Source organism: Pseudoalteromonas sp. SR41-1 (assembly GCF_014164015.1).
Taxonomy (GTDB): Bacteria; Pseudomonadota; Gammaproteobacteria; order Enterobacterales; family Alteromonadaceae; genus Pseudoalteromonas; species Pseudoalteromonas distincta.
Genome location: NZ_JACJEK010000022.1, coordinates 1 through 24,094, shown reverse-complemented (window position 1 = coordinate 24,094; position 24,094 = coordinate 1). Strand labels below are relative to the sequence as shown.

Sequence of the window (24,094 nt, the reverse complement as noted above, 5' to 3'; positions counted from 1 at the left end):
TACTATTAAATATTAGCCAATAAGGAAACGTTATGACTACTGCAACCGTAAGTGGAGAATTTAATGTAAATCTAGCCCCAATTGAAGGCTACGCAAGCGGCCAAAACGGCGTTAATTTAGGGCGTATGTCGATAGATAAAACATTTAAAGGTAGCTTAAATGCCACCAGCCAAGGCGAAATGCTAAGCGCCATGACACCCACACAAGGCAGTGCCGGTTATGTTGCCATAGAGCAAGTAATAGGCGAGCTTGACGGCAAAAAAGGCAGTTTTGTACTGCAGCATTTTGGCACTATGGATAAAGGCCAAGACAGCCTAATTTTAAATGTAATTCCCGATTCAGGCACTCATGAGCTAGAAGGGTTAACGGGCAGTATGAAAATACGTATTGAGCAAGGGATTCACTACTACGATTTTGAATACACCTTATAAGATACACAAGGATTAAAATGCAAAAAGTAATCGAATTTAGAAAGACCCGTTTTTTGGGTGGCGTAGATATAGCTGCATTGAATGACCGCATACAGGAATTAAATCAAGATGGCTGGAAAGTAATTAGCGCAGTGCCATTGACAGGTTTTTATGGGCAAGTGCACGGTTATACATTACTTATTGAAATTGACGAGCTTTAAATGACATTTACAGTATGGTTAAGCCTAGCGGCTATTTGTATGATGGGGGCAATGTCGCCAGGGCCAAGTTTAGCGGTGGTTTTAAAGCACTCACTTAACGGCAGTATGAAAAACGGAATGCTTGCCGCGCTCAGCCATGGTACTGGTGTGGGGTTATACGCAGGTGCATCGTTATTAGGGCTAGGCGCTTTAATGATGCAGTTTCCGACTGTTTATCAAATACTGGTGTATTTAGGCGCAGCCTATTTGGCGTATTTAGGTATAAAAATATTGCTAGCAAAACCCAGCAATAACGAACTTGAAGTACAAAAAAGTGAAGTAAGTGCTGGCCAAGCTTTACAAGATGGCTTTGCTATTGCCTTTTTGAACCCCAAGCTCGCTATTTTCTTTTTAGCCTTGTTCTCGCAGTTTATTGACCCTCAGCTACTTACTTTAAGCGTGGGCATAATTATGTGTTTAACCGTGTTTGTAATTGATACCGGTTGGTATTTGCTGGTGGCGTTGCTGACAGAGGTTTCAAAAAATCGCTTTGGCTTTACCAAGCAAAGTCCGTGGCTTGATAAAATACTGGGAGTCGTATTTATTGCCCTTGCGATAAAAGTTGTTATTAGCTTGTAAGATTGAGTAGAGATTATTGAAGCTTGCAGAGTGTATTTTTAGTTATATAGATAAAGGATTAAAACAATGACAAAACATATTTTAAAAAGTGCATCTTTCGACCCGAAGGTTCAGCAATACTGGATGCTAATGGCCGCTTTTTTTAGTGTACTAGCGCTGGTGACTATTCCGTTGTTACCCATTGTCTTGGCGATTGTATGGCTAGTGGGCGGGCGAATACTCGCAGCTATGTCTGCTGACTTATTACCACAAAAATTGGTAGTTAAACGTGGCATATTATTTAAAGAAGAAAAATCTATTCCGCTTGAAAAAATAACAGATGTAGGGTTAAGCCAAGGGCCGCTCATGCGAATTTTTGGATTATATCGTTTAAGCTTTGAAACAGCTGGGCAGTCAGGAAATGGTGCTTTAGTGTCTTTGCTTGGTGTAGTTAATGCGAGTGAGTTTAGAGAGGCGATACTTGAGCAAAAAGATGTATTGGCAAACCAAGGTAAAGCGTCGCAGCAGGCAACAGAGCAAAGTGAGAAAGAGCTACTGAGATCACTTACTTATAGTGTTAAAAATATTGAGCAGATGCTACTTGTTTTACTTGATGAAAGGCAGCAAAAGTAGCCTGTTTTAAAATTGTAAAGCTTATAAGGATATTTTTATGAATACGGAAATAAAAAATATATTTAATAATTATCCTGAGATAGCAAAAAGTAAGCTTATAAAATTACGAGAGTTAATTTATACCGTAGCACAAGAGCAAAACTTAGGAGCTGTTGAAGAGTCTTTAAAGTGGGGAGAGCCAAGTTATAACACAATAAATGGCAGCCCCATTCGCGTAGGCTTTAAGGGCTCCTCGTGTTATTTGTTTTTTCATTGCCAATCAAAGCTAGTAAGCACATTTAGAGAGTTGTATTCCCACACTCTCACTTTCGAAGGTAACCGGGCAATTGTATTAAATAGTGAAAAGCCATTACCAGAATACCCAGTTAAAGAGTGTATTAAATTAGCACTGACTTATCACAAAGTTAAACGCCTACCTTTACTAGGCGCATCATTATAAGTATTCAGTTGATGTTTAAAACACACTACATATTTGGTTTGCGTCACAGGTAATAACGGTTACGTTTTCATAACCCACACGCGTTAACGCTTCTGCTCCCAACGTTGCGCGCGCACCACTTGCGCAGTGCACGTAAATAGGGCGAGCTGCGTCTTTTTCTATTTCCATCAGTTTCATCTCGAGTAATCCACGCGGAATATTTATAGCGCCGGCAGCCGATTTTGTCGCGTGCTCTGCAGGTTCTCGCACATCAATAAGTAAACCTTTATTTTGTTCAAGCTCGAGTTTTGCTTGCGCTGCGTCAATACGGCGTTGGTTAGGTGTGATAATTTTTAGTAAGTCAGGGATTGATGTAAGCATTAGTTTGTAAATCCTCTTTTTCTTAAAAAAGACATTAATGAGTGCTACTTGGTATAAGTAGGTGAATTGAGTTAATACTTATAAATAACGTTAAAAACTGAAAGTTACTTTATATAAAGTAACTTAATAGTGCGGATACTGCTACAGCACTTCCGCCGATTAATAAAACGGCATCGTTAATTTTGTGATTACCTTAATATTAGTAAAGTCTAATGTTAATTATATTAGAACCTACTAATGTAAAAGTCTATACTTAAAAAGGTATCAAAAAGAGAAATAATAAAAATGAATATTGAACAACTAGCTGTCAACGCAGAGCAAGCCGAACAGTTTTTAAAATTAATGGCTAACAAAAATCGCTTAATGATTTTATGTAGTTTATTACAAGGTGAGCAAAGTGTAGGTGAGCTAAATAAAAATGTACCTTTAGCACAGTCAGCGTTATCTCAGCATTTAGCAAGTTTACGCAAGGCAGATATGGTTGCTACTCGCAGAGAAGGGCACACTATTTATTACTCATTGACCGATCCAAAAGTTGAGTCGATCATTGCTTTGCTATATGAGTGGTTTTGCCGACAAGAAAATACTAAATAAACGTAGCTATTTCATTAAGCGATTTTTTATCAAGTGCATGGGCAGGTACTGTGGCATCATCGCTTGGGTAGCCTGCAATAAGTAGCATGTATGGGCGTTCGTTATCTTTATCGCGATTACATATGTCGGTTAAAAAACTCATTGGCTTTGGAGTATGAGTAAGGGTTGCCAAACCACTGCGGTGCAAAGCTTGAATTAAAAAGCCGGTAGCTAAGCCAACAGACTCATGCACATAATAATTCGTATTTTTATCATCGCTGCTTACGCCGCCCTTTTTTTGACTAAATACAGCTATAAGCCAAGGTGCATGCTCTAAATAAGGTTTATTGGCGTCGGTACCTAACGGTTTTAGCGCATCTAACCATTCTTCACCTGCTCTGCCTTCGTAAAAAGAACGCTCTAATTTTTCTGCGGCTTCTCTTATTTGTTTTTTTACATCGCTACTGTTTATAGCCACAAAATGCCAAGGCTGATGATTCGCTCCACTTGGTGCTGTGCCAGCTGCTTTTATACATGCTTCAATAATATTTTTTGGTACTGGGCGATCGCTAAAGCTGCGAATGCTATGGCGGCGTTGGCTGGTTTGTAAAAACTCGTTAGCACGATTTAGCATTTCTTCATGTGGATATTCTATAAAGTCATTTAACGGCTGGCTTTGGTGATCTTGCATGGCTTTTCGTTTCTTATAAAAAGTATATGTGGTTTTTATACCGAGTGAATACAGTGCAGGCAAGTGTTATGAGTTTAAATTATGTTTATTTGTTGTTACAAATTTAACCAGCAAGTAACTTATGTTCCTATTTTCCTTGTGGTATAAAACATTATAAAAATAATTACTCATATTCAAGGAAGTAAAAATGCTATCAATAACAGGGTTATCTAAAACCTACGATAATGGCGTACATGCACTACAAGGTGTTGATTTATCTATCGGCAAAGGGATGTTTGGATTACTTGGGCCAAATGGCGCAGGTAAATCATCGCTAATGCGTACCATTGCAACACTGCAGTCGGCTGATTCGGGTTCAATCACTTTTGATGGTATTGATGTTTTTAAAGACCCACAGGCTCTGCGCCAACGCTTAGGTTACTTACCACAAGATTTTGGTGTGTACCCGCGTGTTAGTGCTTACGACTTACTGGACCATATGGCTGTTTTAAAGGGAATTCATAATAAAGCAGAGCGTAAAGAGTCGGTTGAAGGATTACTTGCACATACTAATTTATATCAACATCGCTCAAAAGCGGTAAGTGGCTTTTCGGGCGGTATGCGCCAGCGTTTTGGTATTGCACAAGCCTTACTAGGCGACCCCGACTTACTTATCGTTGATGAACCTACCGCAGGGCTAGATCCTGAAGAGCGAAATCGCTTTCATAACTTGTTAGTAAGCTTAGGCGAGCAAAAAGTCGTTATATTATCGACCCACATTGTTGAAGATGTAGCAGAGCTTTGCCCAAACATGGCGGTGCTGGCAGGCGGTAAAATACTATTAGAGGGCAATCCAATTGCCCTTACCGATAAACTCCAAGGCCAAATTTGGCGCAAAGCCATGAGCCAAGAAGAAGCGCTAGAGCTTGAACCGCAGCTGCCTGTTATTTCAAAACGCTTATTTGCTGGGCAAACCATATTACATGTATTAGCCAATGAAGCCCCTGAAGGTTTTGAGCTCAGCAGTGCAAACCTAGAAGATGTGTATTTTTCTACGTTGCTTAATCATCGTAACAGCCAAGTAGCATAAGGGGGCGCTATGTTTTTTAATATGCTAGCGTTTGAGCTGCGCTATTTTATGCGTCAGCCTTCGTTTTATGTGACCTCATTAATATTCTTTTTTATGGCGTTTTTTATAAGCTCCAGTAGTAAGTTTCCGTTAGGTGGGGCTAATGTTCATATGAACTCGCCTTATACCATTATGGTTTTAACGGTTACCTTTTGTACGCTTGCTATGTTTTTAGTGGTTAACTTTGTTGCAAGCTCAGCGATTCGCAACAGCGAGACCAAAATGGATGAGCTGGTGTTTAGTAAGCCCGTTAACCCGCTTGCTTATCAATCAGGGCGTTTTTTTGGTTCTTACTTAGTTGTACTTATTGTGTTTTTAAGCGTGCCACTAGGCGTATTTTTGGGATCTCAATTTGGCTTGTTGGTTGGCTGGCTCGATAGCGAGCTAGTAGGCCCCAATAAGTTTATATATTACGCAGCGCCTTTTTTATATTTAGCAGTGCCAAGCTTATTGGTCCTCAGTGCTATTTTTAATAGTGTGGCGGTCTATTTTAAAACCATGATGGCGGTATATGTAACGGCCGTGGTGGTTTATATAACCTACCAATTGGCGAGTATCTATTTTGACGATTTAGCGTTTAGAAATATTGTTGTTTACGCAGACCCATTTGGCACAGGGTCGTTAATTGACTTAACCCGTTACTGGACTGTAAGTGATAAAAATACTGAAGTGTTAACGCTTTCGGGCGATTTTTTAATTAACCGTATTTTATGGGTAGCAATAAGTTTAGCGATGTTTTTTGGCCTCGGAAAGTTAGGTAATCGCGTAGTCACTAAAAAACAGAAAAAGCAATTTGCTCTCTCAACGTTTGTAAAAAACAAACAAGCAGCACTTATTAGCAGCGCTAAAAATTACAAGTCAAAAGGGGTAAATACGAAATCGCAATTAGTAATGCGCAGCTTATTTGAACTTAAGCAAGTTATATTAAGTGCCCCTTTTATGATTTTAGCGGGTGTCAGTATTACTATGTTACTCGCACCACTTTTTGCACCTATTGGCGCATATGGCACAACGGATTGGCCGCTCACACAAAACATGGTGGGCATTATTCAAAACTCCTCCGCTTTGTTCATGTTTATCATTATTGCTTATTACAGCGCAGAGCTGGTTTGGCGAGAACGCCAAAGTGGTATGGGTGATATTGTTGACAGTTTCCCGGTGCATAACAGTGTGTTTTGGGTATCTAAAATTATTGCGTTAATCACTGCAGTTTGTGGCCTTTATTTAGTAGGCATGATGTTTACCATTGCAGTGCAGCTATTTAAGGGGCAATTTAACCTAGAGCTTGGTCAGTACTTATTTAGGTTGGGTTACCTTACATTACTGCCTTTAATTATGATGGCTATATTGGCGTTCTTTTTACAAATAATTAGCCCTAATAAATACATAGGTATGGGTTTATTTATTCTGTATTACATTGCTCAAATGGTAATGGGTGCTTACGGGTTTGAGCATCATATGTATCATTTTTCTCAAAGCAGTAGCGTACCGTATTCTGATATAAATGGTTATGGACATTTTTTACAAGGCGCGCATTGGTATACCCTATATTGGGGGGCATTGAGTGTGTTTTTAGCTATTGTAGGGTTTGCTTTATGGCATCGCGGCCCGTCGCAATCATTGCGTACTCGTTTATCTTTAGTGCGTTACAACATGTCTTTAAAAGGCCAGATTGCAGCCGTTATAAGTTTATTGGTATTTGTGGGCGCGGGTTATAACATTTATTACAACACCCGTGTAATCAACGAGTTTGTAACAAGTGATGATAACGAAGCGCTACAAGTAAGGTATGAGCAAGAGTTTTCACAATACAAAGACTTGCCACTGCCTATAATAACTGATGTTGACTTACACATTGATATTTATCCTAAAAAGCGTGCTTTAAATGCCGTGGCTAAAATTAAGTTTACCAATACCGCAAACGAGCCAATAACCCGTGTGTTAATCAACGAGCCTAGCCAATCTAAAAGCTGGGATGTAAAAATGGCGGGCGGAAAAATAGTAGAGCGTTTAACCGATTTTGGCATGGTATGGTTTGAGTTTGAACAACCGCTAATGCCCAATGAAGTACGAGAAGGCGAGCTCTCAGTTTCTCGTGAACACGACGGTTTTGATGATAGAAGATCTGATACTCAACTCGTGCACAACGGTACATTTGTAAATAATGGAGAATTATTACCAAATTTTGGTTATCAAAAGTATTTTCAAATTGCCGATAAGTATGAGCGCCGCAAGCACGATTTACCTGAACTTGAGCGCGCACATAAACTAGAAGACAGCCGCTATTATACGCAAAATGAGTTTGGGCCTGCTAATGGATTTATAAACTACGAGGCAACCGTAACCACCGATGAGTCACAATTTGCGATTACTCCAGGTTACTTAAAAAGTGAGAGTGTAAAAGATGGACGCCGCACCTTTGTTTATGAAATGGATGCTCCAATTATAAACTTTTACTCTGTGCTTTCGGCAGAGCTTGAAAGTAAAAAGGTTGAGCATAACGGTGTAAATATTGAGGTGTACTACCACAAAGATCATGCATGGAATGTTGACCGTATGATTGAATCGGTACAAGACTCAATAGATTACTACACGCAAGCCTTTGGCCCGTATCAGCATAAGCAGTTACGTATTATTGAATTTCCTAAGTATCGCTCGTTTGCGCAAAGTTTTGCCAATACGGTGCCTTACTCTGAAAGTATTGGTTTTATTTCAGACCTAAGAGATGAGAATAAAGTTGACCTACCTTACTATGTAACCGCACATGAAGTTGCGCACCAATGGTGGGGGCATCAAGTTTCGGGGGCCAATGTAGAGGGCAGTGCTGTTATTTCTGAAACACTTTCGCAATACAGTGCGCTAATGGTGCTAAAAAAACGCTTTGGCGCCGAGAAGCTTCGTAAATTCTTAAAGTACGAGCTAGATAAATACTTAATGGGCCGTACAGGTGAAGCCTTTGAAGAAATGCCGCTATATAAAACGCAGGGTCAGCTGTATCTTCACTATAATAAAGGCTCAGTTGCGATGATGGCTTTGTATGACCGCTTAGGTGAAAAACGCTTAAATGCAGCACTTAAAGCGTTTTTGAATGAGTTTAAATATCAATCAACGCCATATCCAACCACACTTGATTTACTTAGTTATTTAAAGCGAGATGCAACACAAGCTGAACAACGTTTTATTGATGATCAGTTTAAATATATAACGCTTTATGAGCTTGAAATGAAAGAAGTGTCGGTTACTGATGTTGATGGCGAAGGTTTTTATACAGTAACACTGAGCGTTGAAGCAACTAAGCAGCATGCCGATGGACAAGGTGAAGAAACTGAGCAGCCGCTCGATGAGCTAATTGATATTGCATTATTTAGCGACGACCCTGAAAACTTACTCGCTGAAGACTTTGTTATTTACTCGCAAAAGCATCAAATAGTATCTGGTACCAATACTATTGAGCTAAAAGTAAAAGAAAAACCATTATTTGCAGGGGTTGATCCTTACATTAAGCTGGTCGACAAAGACAGTAAAAACAACTTAGCTAAGTTTTAAAGTCTATTTATTTACTAACCACTTAAACTGACTACTTTAAAGGCCGCATTTATGCGGCCTTTATGTGTAATAAACTGTATAAAACTTCATAGCGTTTCTACATATTCCCCACAGCTTTTTACGCTAATATTTTATGTTCTCTTATAAAGTTACCTTACTGGTATTTAGTTTATAAGGAAGAGTATGAAACCATTAATTATAGGGGCGATAGCATTAAGCCTCAGTGCTTGTTCTGCGGTAACCATTCAGCCACGGGCAACAGCAAAAATAACGAGCCAAGCTAATTACGAAGATAGCCGCCCATTTTATTTATGGGGATTAGTGGGTGAGCAGCGGGTAGACGTAAAACAAATATGTTCAAATACACCGGTTATTCAAATGCAGTCACAGCAAACGTTTAGTGATGGAGCGCTGAGTTTAATTACGCTTGGAATATACTCGCCTCATACCATTAAAGTGTGGTGCCAAGAGCAAGTACTAGGGGAGGCATTATGAGCATCAAGCTATTTGCAGCCGGTTGCACACTGATTATTTTAACGGGGTGTACAAATATTTACTTTGATAACGGTATGCAGAGCAAAGTAAGCAATAAGACGCTAAAAAGTTCACAGTGGCATCATAATTTTGCACTTGCGTTGTACGAGGGATCAGAGCCGTTAGATTTAACAAAACATTGCCCACAAGGGGAGTGGCAAAGCGTTCATACGTATAAATCGTTTACTAATGGTTTAGCTGAGGTGGTTGTGAATCAAATTGGCCCAGCTTGGTACCCTAAAACAGTAGAAGTACAATGTAATAAGGTACCATTTAAAGCAAAACAGCTATAAAACTAGAAAAGGGCCAAAAGGCCCTTCGTGTCGCAGCAAGTAACACATTCTTTCTTATAAATTAAAGTCTACAGAATAAGCAACGTAAGCTTTAATATCTGAGTCATCCATATCTGTATCAGATAAACCAAAAGTGAAACCATCTTTCGAAATTGATACACCGTAATCTAAGATATTATCATCGCCAATAAAGTCACCAGAGTAGTGGCCTAAGTGAAGTGCCATTTCAGTGCCGTTACTGCCAACAGCAAAACCGTAGTCAGCTGTCAGGTAAAGTGAATCACCAAAGTCTGTACCATCACCACTTGCAGCTGATGTTGCAAGTACTGAAGCACCAAATGTAAAGCCTTCAACACTGATGCTACCGTAAATTTCAGAGAAATCTGCGTCAGCTTCAGAAGCTGCATCTGGGTAAGCGTAATAAATATAGCCAACATCATAGCTAACGCTTTCGTTAATGTCGCCACCAAAGCCTGCATATAAATCAAGCTCATATGTCATTTCATCTGCCCACGATGCATTTGAAGCCCAAGTACCTGTATAAAAGCCCGATTCATTGGCGTAATCAATACCGCCTGAAATAGCTGCATCGCCCCCAGTTTGCTCTTGACCACGCCATAAGTAGTTTGATGTTGCCGCTGCATTAGCTGTTACTTCAGCATGTACGGCTGTTGATGTTAAAGATGTTGCGCCCATTAATGCTATAGCACTTATAGCGATGGTTTTTTTTAGTTTTAGCATGTCCATTTCCCGTTATATGATTTTTGCTCGCCAAGGTTTTTATTATGTATTCGGAACCTTTAGGCTGACGGCTTTTTATTGTTTAACTAACGGGATAATTGCACTGTATGTGCCAGCTTCATTATTTTTTATTAAAAATTATTTTTATACATTAAAAACATGGGCTTGTATTTTATAGATTGAGATGAGAGATGGTATGTAGGAAGATGTTGCGCACACTGCTGGTGCATAAATTAACCTAGCCGCACCATAAAAGTACGGCTAAATTAGAAGTTTTTAGCCAAATATAGTGCGCATAAGGCTAATTGTTTCGTTTACACTACGACCTTTTTGAACTTCACTCACAATTGAATCGCGCTTACTGCGAATGTGCTCAGGAATATCGTCAGCAGCAAGTGCGCGGTCTACTAAAATTTCTGCAGACTCTTTACCTCTACGCTGAGTTTTACCTGTCGTAGTTGTAGTTCGTTTAGGCTTACTTAACAGTTTGATGTAGTTAGAGTTATCTGGTGTTTTAGCATCAGCATAGTGAAAGAAACATGGGATTAGTGCTTTAATAGCAACTAATTGTTCTTCTAACTCATTACTAGGTTTAGCCATTTTGTACCATGACATAGCTTGAATACCTTTTACAATATCTTGCCAGTAACGCTCAAAATCACTATTTTTTAGTTTAGAAACACCAAGGGCACCGCATAATGCATCTAATCGATTGTTTGTGATCGGAGTAAATATATCAGGGCGACGCATTGCAAGTAGTCGTGTTGCAGGCGCAAGTGTTGGTTTTTCATTATTGTCGGTGAATATTTTTGAATAAGCAGCAACAAATTGTTGATATTCGTATTGAGTAATGTCACCTTCAAGTGGAATATTTACTAGTGCATCGTCAAAGGCACCTGGTAAATCGCCAAGCATTTGATGAAAACTCTTCGCACTTTTTGTTGATGCAAACCATTCAACGTCAAAGTTGTATGTGCTTGGATCAAGTGATGCCATGTGCTTACCGCTAAACGCAAGTAAATCTTCAGGAATCATATCTTTAAGAGATTGTTCACGAATGCTTTTAATGTAATCTACTAAGCGAAGCTGTTCATCAAGAGCAATAACGTCTTTGTGTTGTTCTACAAATACACTTACTACAGGCCACGGAGCAATACGTAAAGTTTTAACCTGTAAAAAGCTGATAGCTGAAATAAGCTGATCGTGTAGCTTCTTAAGTACTGGTAATTGCTGCGGCTCTAGTAAGTCGTAGTTCATACGATCTCTGCTTGCACTTAGCAATTCGTAACACCAAGGTAAAAAATCATCAGGGTGGTTTTCTACTTTCACGGCCATAAGGTTAAGGCTTAATTCTGAAGATTGCTTCAGAATGTTCTGATAGATTTGATTTTCTTGTTCGCCTAGCGTCATTTTTGACGGTGAAATTAGCAGTTTTTTCATGCCTTGTAGAATCTCCGGTTTAGATATATATTTTTTTGCTGGTCTATTTTAGCGCAATTACGCTAATAACAACAGCGCTGTCCTCCATACGTTGTAATTGAAGTAGCTAAATCGGTGTTTTTGCTAATAGAATGAGACTAACGCTTTAACATGTATCAATCATTTTTATCTAGTACAAAGAGACTTTCAACTGAGGTATTAAAATGCTTTGCTATTTTTAGAGCAATTATTACCGAAGGGGTAAACCGGTTTGTTTCTACGGTACTTATTGTTTTGCGCGACACGTTAATAGCATCAGCAAGTTCTTGTTGTGAAAGCCCAGCTTCTTTTCGGTACTTTGCTATGTTATTTTGCATTTCCTCTCCTAATCACGATTTTGCCAAAGTAATGAAGCGCCGTATATTAAACTCATTACAGCAAGGTAAAATGTAGCCATCATGCTGTGAGAAACTTCTAAAGCAAGAGTATCGGAGAGTAAGTACACGCCACCCAAACTAAAAAGTAAGCCAAGCATGACATGTTTATAGGCAATAGTGTCGATGGTATTTAAATACTCATCTTTATATGTAAGGTGGTATTTCATTCTCCATGTAAACCCGCCTCTGATCACAAACATAAAGAATGAACCTAAAAAAGCAGCAGTTCCTAAAAACAATAGTGGGGCTGATGTTTGATTAAGCATTGGGTAAACACTAATGATTAATAAAGTGACCCCCATGAATAATGAAAACCATGCATTTTGGCCCATAAATTTTTCTTCACTTTTAATATCGTAATTAGACATAGCTCATTTCCATTTAAAATTTTTACAATATGTAACCTGTAGGTATCAATGTAACCTTAAGGTTTCATTGGGTCAATATTTATTTGTAACCTAAAGGTATCAAAATGTTTCAGGGGCGATTCAGGATGGGAATGTAATATCTAATAAAAAGCTTTTTTATCAGAACGACAATGATTTTAAGGCTAACACTCGCTATGATAAGAACATTATTTGCACGTTTTAAAGGACGATCATGAAAACCTTACTTAAAATTGTAGGTGTAATACTTTTACTATGTATAGCACTAATTGTTGCCGCACCGTTTCTAATCCCTACTGATACTATTTTTAACAAAGTGTCGCAGCAGGTAGAACAAGCAACTGGGCGCACTCTTACTATTAAAGGTGATAAAACACTTAGCGTATTCCCTGCATTAAAGTTAGAACTTAACGACGTGCATTTTGCAAATATGGAATCAGGTTCGCGCGCCGATATGGCGAGTATGAAACAGCTTGCTGTACACATACCTTGGTTTTCATTATTTGGTGGTGAGTTTAAATTAGATAAGTTTGTGATAAACGAACCAAATATTCTATTAGAAACCGATAAAAATGGTAAAGCCAATTGGCAGTTGTTTGATGCAGTTGCAGAGCAACCAAAAGAGCAGAGCCAATCAGGTGAAGCGATAAAGCTTCCAGATAACTTTGATATTGAGTTAGGTGAGGTTGCTATTTATGGCGGCACATTTACTTATCTAGATGGTCAAACAGGTGCCAAACAACAAATTAGCGATTTAGAACTCGCTATTTTACTTCCTTCACTTCGTAAAACATTAGAAGTAAAAGGGGGTATTACTTATATGCAAGAGCGTTTTGATCTTGATATAAAATTAGATACTCCTGCTAAAGCAATTGAAGGTGCTACTTTTAATGTTAAACAAACCTTAGATTCTCGTTTAGTTGATTTAACGTTCGAAGGGAGCATAGCTAAGCAAGGCCAAGATATTAAAGGTCAGTTAGCACTAAGCGGTGAGTCTGTTAAAAGTATTGCGAAATGGCAAGGTGTAGAGCTAGACGCTAAAGACAATGCATTTAACGGATTTAGTGTAAACGGTAAAATGCACCTACTAGGTGAGAAATTTAATCTAGAAGATTTAGTTGCGACGTTAGACGCATTAGAAATAAAAGGTAAGAGCGAGCTTAACCTAGGTAAGCGTTTAGCAGTAAATGCTGATATTGATTTAGGTATGCTTGACTTAAACCCGTATCTACCTGAAGCAGTGGCAAAACAAGAAGAGCCAGAAGAGCAAGAAGATAAACCTGCAGAGCCAATAGTATGGGATGACACTAAAATTGATTTAAGTGCATTAAATTCACTAGATGCAAATGTAGTGATTCGTTCAAGTGGATTAAAAGCAAATGATATTAAATTAGGCGCAAATCAATTTACTGTTGCTTTAAAAAATAGCGTTGCAAAACTAAGCCTAGATAGCTTTTCTGCTTATGAAGGGTCAGGTAAAGGCGTTATCAATGTAAACGCACAGCAAGTACCTTATAAAATATCAACTAACTTTGACTTAGCTGGAATAGATGCACAGCCTTTATTAACGGATGCGGCAGGTTTTGACAAGCTAATGGGTAAGGGGTCTTTAAATTGGAACCTAAACACAACTGGCCAAAGTCAAAAGTCGTTTATTGGTGCGCTTAATGGAAAGCTTGGATTTGAGTTTGCTGATGGAGCTGTAAAAGGTGCAAATATAGCTGAGATGGTTCGTAAAGGTAAGGAACTCATTTCAGGTAACTTTGGTGCTGCATCTGAAGGGCTTGATACCGGATTTGAAGAATCTGAGCAAACAGATTTTTCAGCATTAACTGGAAGTTTTAACTTTACTAATGGCGTTGGCAAAAATACCGACCTATCACTTATCAGCCCACTTATTAGAATATCAGGTGAAGGCGACGTTGATTTACCGCAAACAACGGTCAACTATCGTTTGGTTACAGGTATAGTTGGATCTATCGAAGGTCAGGGAACTACCGATGACAGCACTGGCTTTAAAATACCACTACGTATAAAAGGGCCTTTCCACGATGTAGGTATAAAGCTAGATGTTGGTGATGCGCTCAAAGATGAAGCTAAGCAGAAGGTCGATGAGGCAAAAGAAAAAGCCAAAGACAAAGCAAAAGATAAAATTAAAGATAAATTAAAAGGTTTATTTGGTTAATTTATTACACTTTAAACAAACAAGGCACATTACAGGTGCCTTGTTTGTTTTGTAACCACCTGTAAAATAGCTACATAGCCGTAATTACTCAGCTTTAATTTCCCATCAATCCAAATTAATTAAAAAATAACCTATCGCTACCCCCTCAATGCTGGTACAATTGCCCGCCCTTAAGAGACAACTCGTTTGTTTTTGAGTGGGATTTAATCGAAATGTCTTGATTTTAAACAAATTTAAGACACGTTGTAATTACTACACCGGAGGTCATTAACATGATCCAAATGCAAACTCAGCTGGAAGTTGCTGATAACAGCGGCGCTCGCAAAGTGCAGTGTATAAAAGTCCTTGGTGGTTCTCACCGTCGCTACGCAGCGATTGGCGACATCATTAAAGTTTCTGTAAAAGAAGCTATTCCTCGCGGTAAAGTGAAGAAAGGTGATGTTAAAAACGCGGTAGTTGTGCGTACCAGAAAAGGTGTTCGCCGTCCAGATGGTTCTCTGATCCGTTTTGACAGCAACGCTGCTGTTATCTTAAATGATAACTTACAGCCAATTGGTACACGTATTTTCGGCCCTGTGACTCGCGAACTTCGTAATGATAAGTTCATGAAAATCGTTTCACTAGCCCCAGAAGTACTGTAAGGAGCCAATCATGGCAGCAAAAATACGTCGTGATGACGAAGTAATCGTACTAGCAGGTAAAGACAAAGGTAAGCGCGGAAAAGTGCTTTCAGTTGTTACTGAATCTGGTCGAATCTTTGTCGAAGGCATAAACTTGATCAAGAAACACCAAAAGCCGGTTCCACAATTGAACCAAGCTGGCGGCATTGTTGAGAAAGAAGCATCTATGGATGCATCAAACGTTGCGATCTTCAACTCGGAAACGAGTAAAGCTGATCGTGTAGGTTTCAAGATTGAAGATGGTAAGAAATTACGTATCTTTAAATCTACTGGTAAAACTATCTAATAGTTGGAGTAGAATGATGGCGAAACTGCATGAAGTATATAAAGACAAAGTAGTTGCTGAACTTCAAGAGAAGTTTGGTTTCAGCTCTGTCATGCAAGTCCCTCAGATCGAAAAGATCACATTGAATATGGGCGTGGGCGAAGCCCTAGCTGACAAGAAGATTTTAGATAACGCAGTCGCGGATCTAGCAGCAATCTCTGGTCAGAAACCTTTAATCACTAAAGCACGCAAATCTGTTGCTGGCTTTAAAGTGCGTGAAGGCTACCCGATTGGTTGTAAAGTAACCCTACGCGGCGAGCGTATGTGGGACTTTTTTGAGCGTTTGGTATCAATCGCTATCCCACGTATTCGTGACTTCCGTGGCGTAAGTGCAAAGTCTTTTGATGGACGTGGCAACTACAGCATGGGCGTACGTGAACAAATCATCTTCCCAGAAATCGATTACGATAAAGTAGACCGTGTACGCGGTATGGATATTACTATCACTACTTCTGCGAAATCTGATGAGGAAGGCCGTGCGTTGTTAGAAGCGTTTAACTTCCCATTTAAGAAATAAGGGTAGGGTTATGGCAAAGAATTCTATGAAAGCGCGCGAAGCAAAGCGCACAAAACTAGTTGCTCAGTACGCTGAAAAGCGCGCTGCACTAAAAGCTATCATCAGTGATGTTAACACATCTGAAGATGATCGTTGGGACGCGGTACTTAAGCTACAAGCTTTACCACGTGATTCTAGCCCTGCACGTCAACGTAATCGTTGTAACATTACGGGCCGCCCACATGGTTTCCTTCGCAAATTCGGCATGAGCCGTATTAAAGTTCGCGAAGCAGCTATGCGCGGTGAAATTCCTGGCCTTAAAAAGGCTAGCTGGTAATAGAATCATGGGAGTAAGACTATGAGCTTGCAAGATCCTATCGCGGATTTGTTCACACGAATTCGTAACGGTCAATCAGCGAAGAAAGTATCTGTAACGATGCCAACTTCAAAGCTGAAAGTAGCATTAGCTAAAGTACTAAAAGACGAAGGTTATATCGTAGATTTCGCTGTTAACGGCGAAACTAAACCTGAGCTTTCTATCGAGTTGAAGTACTTCGAAGGCAAAGCTGTAATTGAAAATATCCAGCGTGTAAGTCGCCCTGGTTTACGTATCTATAAGAAACGTGACCAATTACCTAAGGTAATGGGTGGTCTTGGTATCGCTATCGTATCAACTTCTAAAGGCCTAATGACAGACCGCGCAGCACGTAGTGCTGGTGTTGGTGGTGAAATCATTGGTTTTGTAGCTTAACCGGAGGGGAACTATGTCTCGCATAGCAAAGGCACCAATTACTGTTCCTGCCGGTGTAGAAGTTACATTAAAAGGCCAGGAAATCACAGTTAAAGGCAAAAACGGTGAACTTACTCGTACAATCAACAACGCTGTTGAAGTACAAGTAAATGACAACGTTATTACTACTTTACCTCGTGATGGCGTAGCTAATGCATGGGCTCAAGCAGGTACTGCTCGCGCTCTAATCAACAACATGGTTGTTGGTACGCATGAAGGTTACGAGAAGAAACTTCAGTTAGTAGGCGTGGGTTACCGTGCTGCAGCGAAGGGTAAAACATTAGATTTAACTCTTGGCTTCTCACACCCAGTTAATTTCGCAGTTCCTGAAGGAATTACGATTGAAACTCCAAGCCAAACAGAAGTTCTAGTTAAGGGCGTAGACAAGCAGTTAGTTGGTCAAACAGCTGCTAACATTCGTGCATACCGTAAACCTGAGCCTTATAAAGGTAAGGGTGTTCGTTATTCAGATGAGAATGTACGCCGTAAAGAGGCTAAGAAGAAGTAAGGTAAGACGATGGATAAAAAAACAGCTCGTCTACGTCGTGCTAAACGCACTCGTAGAAATTATATTGAACAAGGCACAACGCGTCTTGTTATCCACCGCACGCCACGTCACATATACGCTCAAGTTGTAAATGCTGAGGGTAATGTACTGGCTGCTGCTTCTACTGTTGAAAAGGCTATTAGCGAAACAGTTAAAGGCACCGGTAACGTTGAAGCTGCGCAAGCAGTTGGCAAAGCGGTTGCTGAACGTGCGGCTGACAAAGGCATCGAAAAGATTGCTTTTGATCGCAGTGGCTTTAAATATCACGGCCGTGTGAAGGCGCTAGCTGATGCTGCGCGTGAAGCCGGTTTGCAATTCTAGGAGTAGACTATGGCTAACGTAGAAGCAAAGCAACAACAGCCTGATCTAGCTGAAAAGCTAATCGCGGTGAACCGTGTGTCTAAAGTAGTTAAAGGTGGTCGTATCTTTAGCTTTACTGCACTAACTGTAGTTGGTGACGGCGCAGGTAAAGTAGGTTTTGGTTATGGTAAAGCACGTGAAGTTCCAGCTGCTATTCAAAAAGCAATGGAAAAAGCACGTCGCAACATGATCAATGTAGACCTAAATGGCAATACATTACAGCATCCTGTTAAGGGACGTCATGCTGGCTCACTAGTGTTCATGAAACCAGCCTCTGAAGGTACTGGTATCATCGCAGGTGGTGCTATGCGTGCAGTACTAGAAGTGACTGGTGTTCAGAACGTACTTTCTAAATGTTACGGTTCTACTAACCCAATCAACGTAGTACGTGCAACGATTTCGGCTCTTGAGAATATGAATTCTCCACAGTCAATCGCTGCAAAACGTGGCCTTCGCGTAGACGAAATACTGGGGTAACCATGGCAAATCAAACTGTAAAAGTAACACAAGTAAAAAGCTCTATCGGTCGTTTACCGAAACATAAAGCTACATTACGCGGTCTTGGTTTACGTCGTATCAACCACACTGTTGAGTTAGAAGACACAGCATGTGTACGTGGTATGATAAACAAGGTTTCTTACATGGTTAAGGTAGAGGGTTAATTCGATGCATTTGAATACACTTTCACCTGCTGCAGGTTCAAAAACTGCTCCAAAACGTGTTGGTCGTGGTATCGGTTCTGGTCTAGGTAAGACTGGTGGTCGTGGTCACAAAGGTCAAAAATCACGTTCTGGCGGCAAAGTACGCGTTGGTTTTGAAGGCGGTCAAATGCCTATGCAACGTCGTCTACCTAAATTTGGTTTTACTTCTCGCAAATCTTTAGTATCTGCAGAAATAAACCTTTTTGAAATCGCTAAAGTTGAAGGCGATGTGGTAGACCTAAGCGCGTTACAAGCAGCTGGTCTAGTTAAAAAGAACGTTCTTTTCGTTAAAGTTGTTAAATCTGGCGAAGTTTCACGCGCTGTTACCGTTAAAGGCCTTAAAGCCTCTAAAGGTGCTCGCGAAGCTATTGAAGCTGCCGGAGGCAAGGTAGAAGACTAAGGAAGTACTAATGGCTAAACCAGGTCAAGATACAAAAAGTGCACAAGGTGGACTTTCGGAATTGAAGCGCCGATTACTCTTCGTATTGGGTGCTATCATAATTTACCGTCTAGGTTCATTTGTGCCGATCCCTGGGATTGACGCCGCTGTACTTGCCGATTTCTTCGAGCAACAAAAGGGCACCATTGTTGAAATGTTCAACATGTTCAGTGGTGGTGCACTTGAGCGAGCTTCAGTGTTAGCACTGGGTATTATGCCGTATATCTCGGCTTCGATTATTACGCAACTATTAACGCATATGTATCCTCCGTTTATAGAGCTTAAGAAAGAAGGTGAGCAAGGGCGTAAAAAAATTAGCCAGTACACACGCTATGGCACGCTTGTGCTAGCTACTATTCAATCAATCGGTATTGCTACTAGCTTACCGGGCATGATGGAAGGGTTAGTTGTTAACCCGGGTCTCGGTTTCTATTTCACCGCAGTGGTGAGTTTAGTTACTGGTACTATGTTCCTTATGTGGTTGGGTGAACAAATAACAGAGCGTGGTATCGGTAACGGTATCTCTGTTCTAATATTTGTTGGTATTGTAGCTAACTTGCCGTCTGCTATTGGTTCGACAGTCGAAATGGCGCGCCAAGGTGATTTGAATGTTTTTGTACTGTTGATGGTTGCGGTAATCGTATTCGCTGTTACTTATCTTGTAGTGTTTTTCGAACGTGGACAACGTCGTATTGTTGTTAACTACGCTAAACGCCAACAAGGTCGTCAAGTATTTGCTGCCCAAAGCACGCATTTACCACTAAAAGTAAATATGGCGGGTGTTATTCCACCAATCTTCGCTAGCAGTATAATTCTGTTCCCTGGTACAATTGCTAGCTGGTTCGGCCAAGGTGAAGGTCCAGTCGCTGATGTATTACAAGCTGTTGCTACTACGTTGACTCCAGGTCAACCGTTGTACTCGCTTGTTTTAGCTGCGGCCATTATCTTCTTCTGCTTTTTCTACACAGCGTTGGTTTTTAACCCACGTGAAACAGCAGATAACCTTAAGAAATCTGGCGCATTTATCCCAGGTATTCGTCCAGGTGAGCAGACATCTAAATACATTGATAAAGTGATGACACGCCTGACATTGGCAGGTGCTTTGTATATAACCTTTATCTGTCTGGTGCCTGAATTCATGACGATGGCGTGGCAAACGCCATTCTACTTCGGCGGTACATCAGTTTTGATTATCGTTGTAGTAATCATGGACTTTATGGCACAAGTACAGACTCACCTGATGTCTCATCAGTATGATTCTGTGCTGAAAAAAGCGAACCTTAAAGGCTACGGTCGATAAGGTCAGTTTACGGAGTTGAGCAATGAAAGTACGTGCTTCCGTTAAGAAAATATGCCGTAACTGTAAAGTTATTAAACGTGCTGGTGTAGTACGCGTAATTTGCAGTGAGCCTAAGCATAAGCAAAGGCAAGGCTAAGTAAACAGTCGTGCAGGCTGAGTTTTCTCGGCCTGTGTTTTTAGTAGTGATTTGGTCTTCGTTTGAGTATCCTTACGGGCTTTTCAAACTTTTGATTACCAAATTCGAATATAGGAGATGTGTTAGTGGCCCGTATTGCTGGCATTAACGTCCCTGATCATAAACATGCAGTTATTGGTTTAACAGCTATTTATGGCATAGGTAAGACTCGCTCTAAGGCTATCTTAGAAGCGACTGGTATCGCCGAAACCACAAAAATCGGTGAACTTTCAGACGAAATTCTTGACGTACTGCGTGATGCAGTTGGCAAGTACACTGTTGAAGGTGATCTTCGTCGTGAAGTTACTTTAAATATCAAGCGCCTAATGGACCTTGGTTGTTATCGTGGCCTACGTCACCGTCGCTCTTTACCACTACGTGGTCAAAGAACTAAGACTAACGCGCGTACCCGTAAGGGTCCTCGTAAGCCTATTAAGCGATAAGGGGATAGTATTATGGCTAAGACACCAATTCGTCGTAAAAAGGTTAAAAAACAAGTTGCTGATGGTATGGCTCATGTTCATGCGTCTTTCAACAACACTATTGTAACGATTACCGACCGTCAAGGTAATGCACTATCATGGGCTACTGCCGGTGGTTCAGGTTTCCGTGGTTCACGTAAATCTACACCATTTGCTGCTCAGGTTGCTGCAGAGCGTGCAGGTACTGCTGCTCAAGAATACGGTTTAAAAAATCTAGAAGTTTTCATTAAAGGTCCAGGTCCAGGTCGTGAATCTGCTGTACGTGCTTTGAATGCTGCTGGCTACCGTATTACCAACATTACTGACGTGACGCCAATACCACATAATGGTTGTCGTCCACCGAAGAAACGTCGCGTTTAACAATAGGTTAGGAGAAATAACATGGCAAGATATTTGGGCCCTAAGCTCAAGCTGAGTCGTCGTGAAGGTACTGACCTGTTCCTTAAGAGCGGCGTAAGAGCTATCGACTCTAAGTGTAAACTTGAGACTGCACCTGGTCAGCACGGCGCTCGTAAAGGTCGCTTATCTGATTACGGTTTACAATTACGTGAAAAGCAAAAAGTACGTCGTATCTACGGTGTATTAGAAAAGCAATTCCGTAACTACTACAAAGAAGCTGCTCGCCTTAAAGGCAACACAGGTGAAAACTTGTTACAGCTTTTAGAGCAACGTTTAGACAATGTTGTATATCGCATGGGTTTTGCTAGCACACGTGCAGAAGCACGTCAGTTAGTAAGCCATAAAGCGATTTTAGTTAATGGTCGTGTTGTGAACATTCCTTCATACGTAATTACTCCAGAAGATACTGTTGTAATCCGTGAGAAGTCTAAGACGCAAGCACGTATCATCGCTGCTCTAGAGTTGGCTGAGCAACGTGAAAAGCCGACTTGGGTTGAAGTTGACGGTAAGAAATTGGAAGGCAGCTTTAAGCGTCTACCTGAGCGTTCAGACCTGTCTGCGGACATTAATGAACAACTAATCGTCGAACTTTACTCTAAGTAAAGTTAAGAGTTAAGAGAGGATAAAATGCAGGGTTCTGTTACAGAATTTCTAAAACCAAGGTTAGTCGACATCGACGCTATCAACCCAACGCGTTCTAAAATAGTTTTAGAACCATTAGAGCGTGGCTTTGGCCATACTCTGGGTAATGCTTTACGCCGTATATTACTTTCATCTATGCCTGGATGTGCAGTAACTGAAGTTGAAATCGACGGTGTATTACATGAGTACAGCGCGAAAGAAGGCGTTCAAGAAGACATCATTGAAATACTATTAAACCTTAAAGGTTTAGCAGTAACGTTAGAAGGCAAAGATGAAGTTTTTCTGACCCTGACTAAATCTGGTGTAGGCCCTGTTACTGCGGCTGATATTCAGCACGATGGCGATGTGACAATTGCTAATCCAGATCACGTTATTTGTAATTTAACTACAAATAACAGCGAGATCAGCATGCGTATTCGTGTTGAACGTGGTCGTGGTTATGTGCCGGCATCTAGTCGTTTATCCTCTGATGACGATGAGCGTCCAATTGGTAGATTGTTGCTTGATGCATCATTTAGCCCAGTTGAACGTATTGCGTACTCGGTTGAATCAGCTCGAGTTGAGCAACGTACAGATTTAGACAAGTTAATCATTGATATGGAAACAAACGGCACTTTAGATCCAGAAGAAGCGATCCGCCGTGCGTCTACTATCTTAGCTGAGCAATTAGATGCATTCGTAGATTTACGTGATGTAACTGAGCCAGAAGAGAAAGAAGAGAAGCCAGAATTCGATCCTATTCTACTTCGTCCAGTTGATGATCTTGAATTAACAGTACGCTCAGCAAATTGTTTGAAAGCCGAGCAAATTCAATATATCGGTGATTTAGTTCAGCGCACTGAAGTTGAGCTTCTTAAAACGCCTAATCTAGGTAAGAAGTCTCTAACTGAAATTAAAGACGTGCTAGCTTCACGTGGACTTTCTCTAGGTATGCGCCTAGAAAATTGGCCACCTGCAAGCTTAGCTGAATAATCTAAATCACTATATTAGTTTAGTTAGAAGGATAGGGTCATGCGCCATCGTAAGAGTGGTCGTCAATTAAACCGTAACAGTAGCCATCGTAAAGCGATGTTTAGCAATATGGCAGGTTCTTTGGTGAAACATGAAATCATCAAAACTACTTTGCCAAAAGCGAAAGAGTTACGTCGTGTAATTGAACCTTTAATCACACTGGCTAAGACTGACAGTGTAGCAAATCGCCGTTTAGCGTTTGCTCGCACGCGTGATAATGAAGTTGTTGGTAAATTATTCAGTGAAATCGGTCCACGTAACGCGGATCGTCCAGGTGGTTACACTCGTATTCTTAAGTGTGGCTTCCGTACTGGTGATAATGCACCAATGGCTTATATTGAACTAGTTGGTCGCCCAGCGACTAGCGAAGCAGTTCAAGAAGACGCACAGTCTGCAGAGTAAGTCTTAAAGAAACCTAAAAGCCGAGCTTATGCTCGGCTTTTTCTTGCCTAAAATTTGTCAAACTATATGAACCAGTAATTACCTTCTATTATGTGCATCGACTCATAGATTCTGAATCGATAGGTTGTTTTGACTGCTGTTTTAATAACTTAGCCTAGTTACCTTTACTTACCATTCATCCAAAATAGCCTATCCGGTTTTAGTTAAAGAGTATTTTCACTTTATATAGTGATTTACAGTTATTAATAATAGCACTTCGAATTTAACTACCATTAAGCAATCCCTAACGAAGTTTTTAGTGATTAGAGCTGCTCAGAAGATATATGGGGTCGCTCTCTTATCTATATACCGGTACTAAGAGCCTCATAGTAAAGCTAACCATTGGGGCCTTAGTAAACTCACTTCTCAAATAAAAATATAGCCCAATGAATTTAAATCTCAGCTTTTGACTATTTCAAATGATTTTAGTAACACGACTCTTAACTTATTGGTTGGCTTTTTCAGCATTGATGATCCAAATATGTCTCTACTGATCACTAGTTACCATAACTTTGACTTTAAATAGCTCTTTAAACCCCTCAATACAGGAGGTTTAGTTGTGTTTTTGAGCGTTTAGTTCAAATACTCAGCGAACAGCACATTATTTCAAGTTTTCTTCAAAAAAGGGTTGATCTGTTTTCGGATCTCCCTATAATGCGACCCCACTGAGACGGGAAACAGCAACGCATAGCGAGGCACGAACAACTCAGGGTGTTAAGTAAAACTTAGATTG

At 40.4% G+C, this 24,094-nt stretch carries 34 protein-coding genes; 28 read left to right on the top strand and 6 right to left on the bottom strand.

Features of this window, described 5'->3' with window-relative positions; genetic code table 11:
* Positions 1-32 precede the first annotated feature (32 nt).
* The 5 genes from H5118_RS17255 (at position 33) to H5118_RS17235 (ending at position 2,300) form a co-directional block, all read left to right on the top strand.
* On the top strand, positions 33-431 hold the full coding sequence (locus H5118_RS17255) for a DUF3224 domain-containing protein (RefSeq protein WP_182712836.1): 399 nt from the start codon (positions 33-35) through the stop codon (positions 429-431).
* A 17-nt stretch (positions 432-448) separates the two neighbouring features.
* Positions 449-631 carry a hypothetical protein gene (locus H5118_RS17250; RefSeq protein ID WP_182749572.1) on the top strand — a complete coding sequence of 61 codons (183 nt, stop codon included), beginning with the start codon at positions 449-451 and terminating at the stop codon, positions 629-631.
* A complete protein-coding gene (locus H5118_RS17245; RefSeq protein ID WP_182749571.1) occupies positions 632-1,249 on the top strand; it encodes a LysE family translocator in 618 nt (205 codons plus the stop codon).
* A gap of 66 nt (positions 1,250-1,315) precedes the next feature.
* Entirely contained in the window at positions 1,316-1,861 is a 546-nt protein-coding gene (locus tag H5118_RS17240) for a PH domain-containing protein (protein WP_182716547.1), read from the top strand.
* A gap of 37 nt (positions 1,862-1,898) precedes the next feature.
* Positions 1,899-2,300, top strand: coding sequence for a DUF1801 domain-containing protein (locus H5118_RS17235; protein WP_182749570.1), 402 nt, complete (start codon positions 1,899-1,901; stop codon positions 2,298-2,300).
* Positions 2,301-2,315: 15 nt separating this feature from the next.
* Here H5118_RS17235 and H5118_RS17230 read toward each other — a convergent pair whose 3' ends face one another.
* Positions 2,316-2,660: a rhodanese-like domain-containing protein gene (locus H5118_RS17230; RefSeq protein ID WP_024591370.1), complete on the bottom strand. Its 345-nt coding sequence runs from the start codon at positions 2,658-2,660 to the stop codon at positions 2,316-2,318.
* A gap of 285 nt (positions 2,661-2,945) precedes the next feature.
* Here H5118_RS17230 and H5118_RS17225 point away from each other — a divergent pair, with 285 nt between their 5' ends.
* A complete protein-coding gene (locus H5118_RS17225; protein ID WP_010554926.1) occupies positions 2,946-3,254 on the top strand; it encodes a helix-turn-helix transcriptional regulator in 309 nt (102 codons plus the stop codon).
* Here H5118_RS17225 and H5118_RS17220 read toward each other — a convergent pair.
* On the bottom strand, positions 3,247-3,924 hold the full coding sequence (locus H5118_RS17220; RefSeq protein ID WP_182738363.1) for a nitroreductase family protein: 678 nt from the start codon (positions 3,922-3,924) through the stop codon (positions 3,247-3,249). The genes H5118_RS17225 and H5118_RS17220 overlap by 8 nt on opposite strands.
* A gap of 187 nt (positions 3,925-4,111) precedes the next feature.
* Between H5118_RS17220 and H5118_RS17215 the strand changes: the two genes are divergently transcribed.
* The 4 genes from H5118_RS17215 to H5118_RS17200 all read left to right on the top strand — a co-directional run bounded on the left by H5118_RS17215 (position 4,112) and on the right by H5118_RS17200 (position 9,405).
* On the top strand, positions 4,112-4,993 hold the full coding sequence (locus tag H5118_RS17215; RefSeq protein WP_002959519.1) for an ABC transporter ATP-binding protein: 882 nt from the start codon (positions 4,112-4,114) through the stop codon (positions 4,991-4,993).
* 9 nt (positions 4,994-5,002) lie between these two features.
* Positions 5,003-8,578, top strand: a complete 3,576-nt coding sequence (locus H5118_RS17210) for a M1 family aminopeptidase (RefSeq protein ID WP_182749569.1) — start codon at positions 5,003-5,005, stop codon at positions 8,576-8,578.
* A gap of 183 nt (positions 8,579-8,761) precedes the next feature.
* Positions 8,762-9,073, top strand: a complete 312-nt coding sequence (locus tag H5118_RS17205; RefSeq protein ID WP_182693249.1) for a Bor family protein — start codon at positions 8,762-8,764, stop codon at positions 9,071-9,073.
* Positions 9,070-9,405 carry a Bor/Iss family lipoprotein gene (locus H5118_RS17200; protein ID WP_182738358.1) on the top strand — a complete coding sequence of 112 codons (336 nt, stop codon included), beginning with the start codon at positions 9,070-9,072 and terminating at the stop codon, positions 9,403-9,405. Before H5118_RS17205 ends, H5118_RS17200 begins: the two co-directional genes overlap by 4 nt.
* 54 nt (positions 9,406-9,459) lie before the next feature.
* Here the strand turns inward: H5118_RS17200 and H5118_RS17195 are convergent, their stop codons facing one another.
* The 4 genes from H5118_RS17195 to H5118_RS17180 all read right to left on the bottom strand — a co-directional run bounded on the left by H5118_RS17195 (position 9,460) and on the right by H5118_RS17180 (position 12,370).
* The gene (locus tag H5118_RS17195; RefSeq protein ID WP_182749568.1) at positions 9,460-10,146 is read right to left on the bottom strand and encodes a TorF family putative porin; all 687 of its coding nucleotides are present in this window, start codon (positions 10,144-10,146) and stop codon (positions 9,460-9,462) included.
* Between the two features lie 276 nt (positions 10,147-10,422).
* On the bottom strand, positions 10,423-11,586 hold the full coding sequence (locus tag H5118_RS17190) for a hypothetical protein (protein WP_024606326.1): 1,164 nt from the start codon (positions 11,584-11,586) through the stop codon (positions 10,423-10,425).
* Between the two features lie 155 nt (positions 11,587-11,741).
* Positions 11,742-11,942, bottom strand: a complete 201-nt coding sequence (locus H5118_RS17185) for a helix-turn-helix transcriptional regulator (RefSeq protein WP_024595207.1) — start codon at positions 11,940-11,942, stop codon at positions 11,742-11,744.
* A gap of 8 nt (positions 11,943-11,950) precedes the next feature.
* Positions 11,951-12,370, bottom strand: a complete 420-nt coding sequence (locus H5118_RS17180; protein WP_182749567.1) for a hypothetical protein — start codon at positions 12,368-12,370, stop codon at positions 11,951-11,953.
* 232 nt (positions 12,371-12,602) lie between these two features.
* On the opposite strand from H5118_RS17180, the gene H5118_RS17175 reads away from it, so the two are divergent.
* From H5118_RS17175 to rplQ, 18 genes are all read left to right on the top strand, one after another.
* Positions 12,603-14,573, top strand: coding sequence for an AsmA family protein (locus tag H5118_RS17175; RefSeq protein WP_182749566.1), 1,971 nt, complete (start codon positions 12,603-12,605; stop codon positions 14,571-14,573).
* Between the two features lie 272 nt (positions 14,574-14,845).
* Positions 14,846-15,214 (top strand): 50S ribosomal protein L14, encoded by a 369-nt coding sequence (gene rplN / locus H5118_RS17170; RefSeq protein ID WP_002959498.1) that lies wholly within the window; start codon positions 14,846-14,848, stop codon positions 15,212-15,214.
* 10 nt (positions 15,215-15,224) lie between these two features.
* Positions 15,225-15,539 carry a 50S ribosomal protein L24 gene (rplX, locus tag H5118_RS17165; protein WP_002959496.1) on the top strand — a complete coding sequence of 105 codons (315 nt, stop codon included), beginning with the start codon at positions 15,225-15,227 and terminating at the stop codon, positions 15,537-15,539.
* 16 nt (positions 15,540-15,555) lie between these two features.
* Complete coding sequence (gene rplE / locus H5118_RS17160) at positions 15,556-16,095, top strand: 50S ribosomal protein L5 (RefSeq protein WP_010554915.1); 540 nt, start codon at positions 15,556-15,558, stop codon at positions 16,093-16,095.
* A gap of 10 nt (positions 16,096-16,105) precedes the next feature.
* Positions 16,106-16,411, top strand: a complete 306-nt coding sequence (rpsN, locus tag H5118_RS17155) for a 30S ribosomal protein S14 (RefSeq protein WP_006794245.1) — start codon at positions 16,106-16,108, stop codon at positions 16,409-16,411.
* A 21-nt stretch (positions 16,412-16,432) separates the two neighbouring features.
* Entirely contained in the window at positions 16,433-16,825 is a 393-nt protein-coding gene (gene rpsH / locus H5118_RS17150; protein WP_002959491.1) for a 30S ribosomal protein S8, read from the top strand.
* Between the two features lie 13 nt (positions 16,826-16,838).
* Positions 16,839-17,372 carry a 50S ribosomal protein L6 gene (rplF, locus tag H5118_RS17145; protein WP_002959488.1) on the top strand — a complete coding sequence of 178 codons (534 nt, stop codon included), beginning with the start codon at positions 16,839-16,841 and terminating at the stop codon, positions 17,370-17,372.
* A 9-nt stretch (positions 17,373-17,381) separates the two neighbouring features.
* On the top strand, positions 17,382-17,732 hold the full coding sequence (gene rplR, locus H5118_RS17140; RefSeq protein WP_002959486.1) for a 50S ribosomal protein L18: 351 nt from the start codon (positions 17,382-17,384) through the stop codon (positions 17,730-17,732).
* Positions 17,733-17,741: 9 nt separating this feature from the next.
* Positions 17,742-18,248 carry a 30S ribosomal protein S5 gene (gene rpsE / locus H5118_RS17135; RefSeq protein WP_002959485.1) on the top strand — a complete coding sequence of 169 codons (507 nt, stop codon included), beginning with the start codon at positions 17,742-17,744 and terminating at the stop codon, positions 18,246-18,248.
* 2 nt (positions 18,249-18,250) lie between these two features.
* Positions 18,251-18,433 (top strand): 50S ribosomal protein L30, encoded by a 183-nt coding sequence (gene rpmD / locus H5118_RS17130; RefSeq protein WP_002959482.1) that lies wholly within the window; start codon positions 18,251-18,253, stop codon positions 18,431-18,433.
* A 4-nt stretch (positions 18,434-18,437) separates the two neighbouring features.
* Positions 18,438-18,872 carry a 50S ribosomal protein L15 gene (gene rplO / locus H5118_RS17125; protein WP_002959480.1) on the top strand — a complete coding sequence of 145 codons (435 nt, stop codon included), beginning with the start codon at positions 18,438-18,440 and terminating at the stop codon, positions 18,870-18,872.
* 10 nt (positions 18,873-18,882) lie between these two features.
* The gene (secY, locus tag H5118_RS17120) at positions 18,883-20,211 is read left to right on the top strand and encodes a preprotein translocase subunit SecY (protein ID WP_182749565.1); all 1,329 of its coding nucleotides are present in this window, start codon (positions 18,883-18,885) and stop codon (positions 20,209-20,211) included.
* Between the two features lie 22 nt (positions 20,212-20,233).
* On the top strand, positions 20,234-20,347 hold the full coding sequence (gene rpmJ / locus H5118_RS17115) for a 50S ribosomal protein L36 (protein WP_002959476.1): 114 nt from the start codon (positions 20,234-20,236) through the stop codon (positions 20,345-20,347).
* A gap of 125 nt (positions 20,348-20,472) precedes the next feature.
* A complete protein-coding gene (gene rpsM, locus H5118_RS17110) occupies positions 20,473-20,829 on the top strand; it encodes a 30S ribosomal protein S13 (RefSeq protein ID WP_002959473.1) in 357 nt (118 codons plus the stop codon).
* A 12-nt stretch (positions 20,830-20,841) separates the two neighbouring features.
* Positions 20,842-21,228 carry a 30S ribosomal protein S11 gene (gene rpsK, locus H5118_RS17105; RefSeq protein WP_002959471.1) on the top strand — a complete coding sequence of 129 codons (387 nt, stop codon included), beginning with the start codon at positions 20,842-20,844 and terminating at the stop codon, positions 21,226-21,228.
* A 21-nt stretch (positions 21,229-21,249) separates the two neighbouring features.
* Entirely contained in the window at positions 21,250-21,870 is a 621-nt protein-coding gene (gene rpsD / locus H5118_RS17100; protein ID WP_002959461.1) for a 30S ribosomal protein S4, read from the top strand.
* A gap of 24 nt (positions 21,871-21,894) precedes the next feature.
* Entirely contained in the window at positions 21,895-22,881 is a 987-nt protein-coding gene (locus tag H5118_RS17095) for a DNA-directed RNA polymerase subunit alpha (RefSeq protein ID WP_002959452.1), read from the top strand.
* 39 nt (positions 22,882-22,920) lie between these two features.
* On the top strand, positions 22,921-23,322 hold the full coding sequence (gene rplQ, locus H5118_RS17090; protein ID WP_002959450.1) for a 50S ribosomal protein L17: 402 nt from the start codon (positions 22,921-22,923) through the stop codon (positions 23,320-23,322).
* The last annotated feature ends 772 nt before the right edge of the window (positions 23,323-24,094 follow it).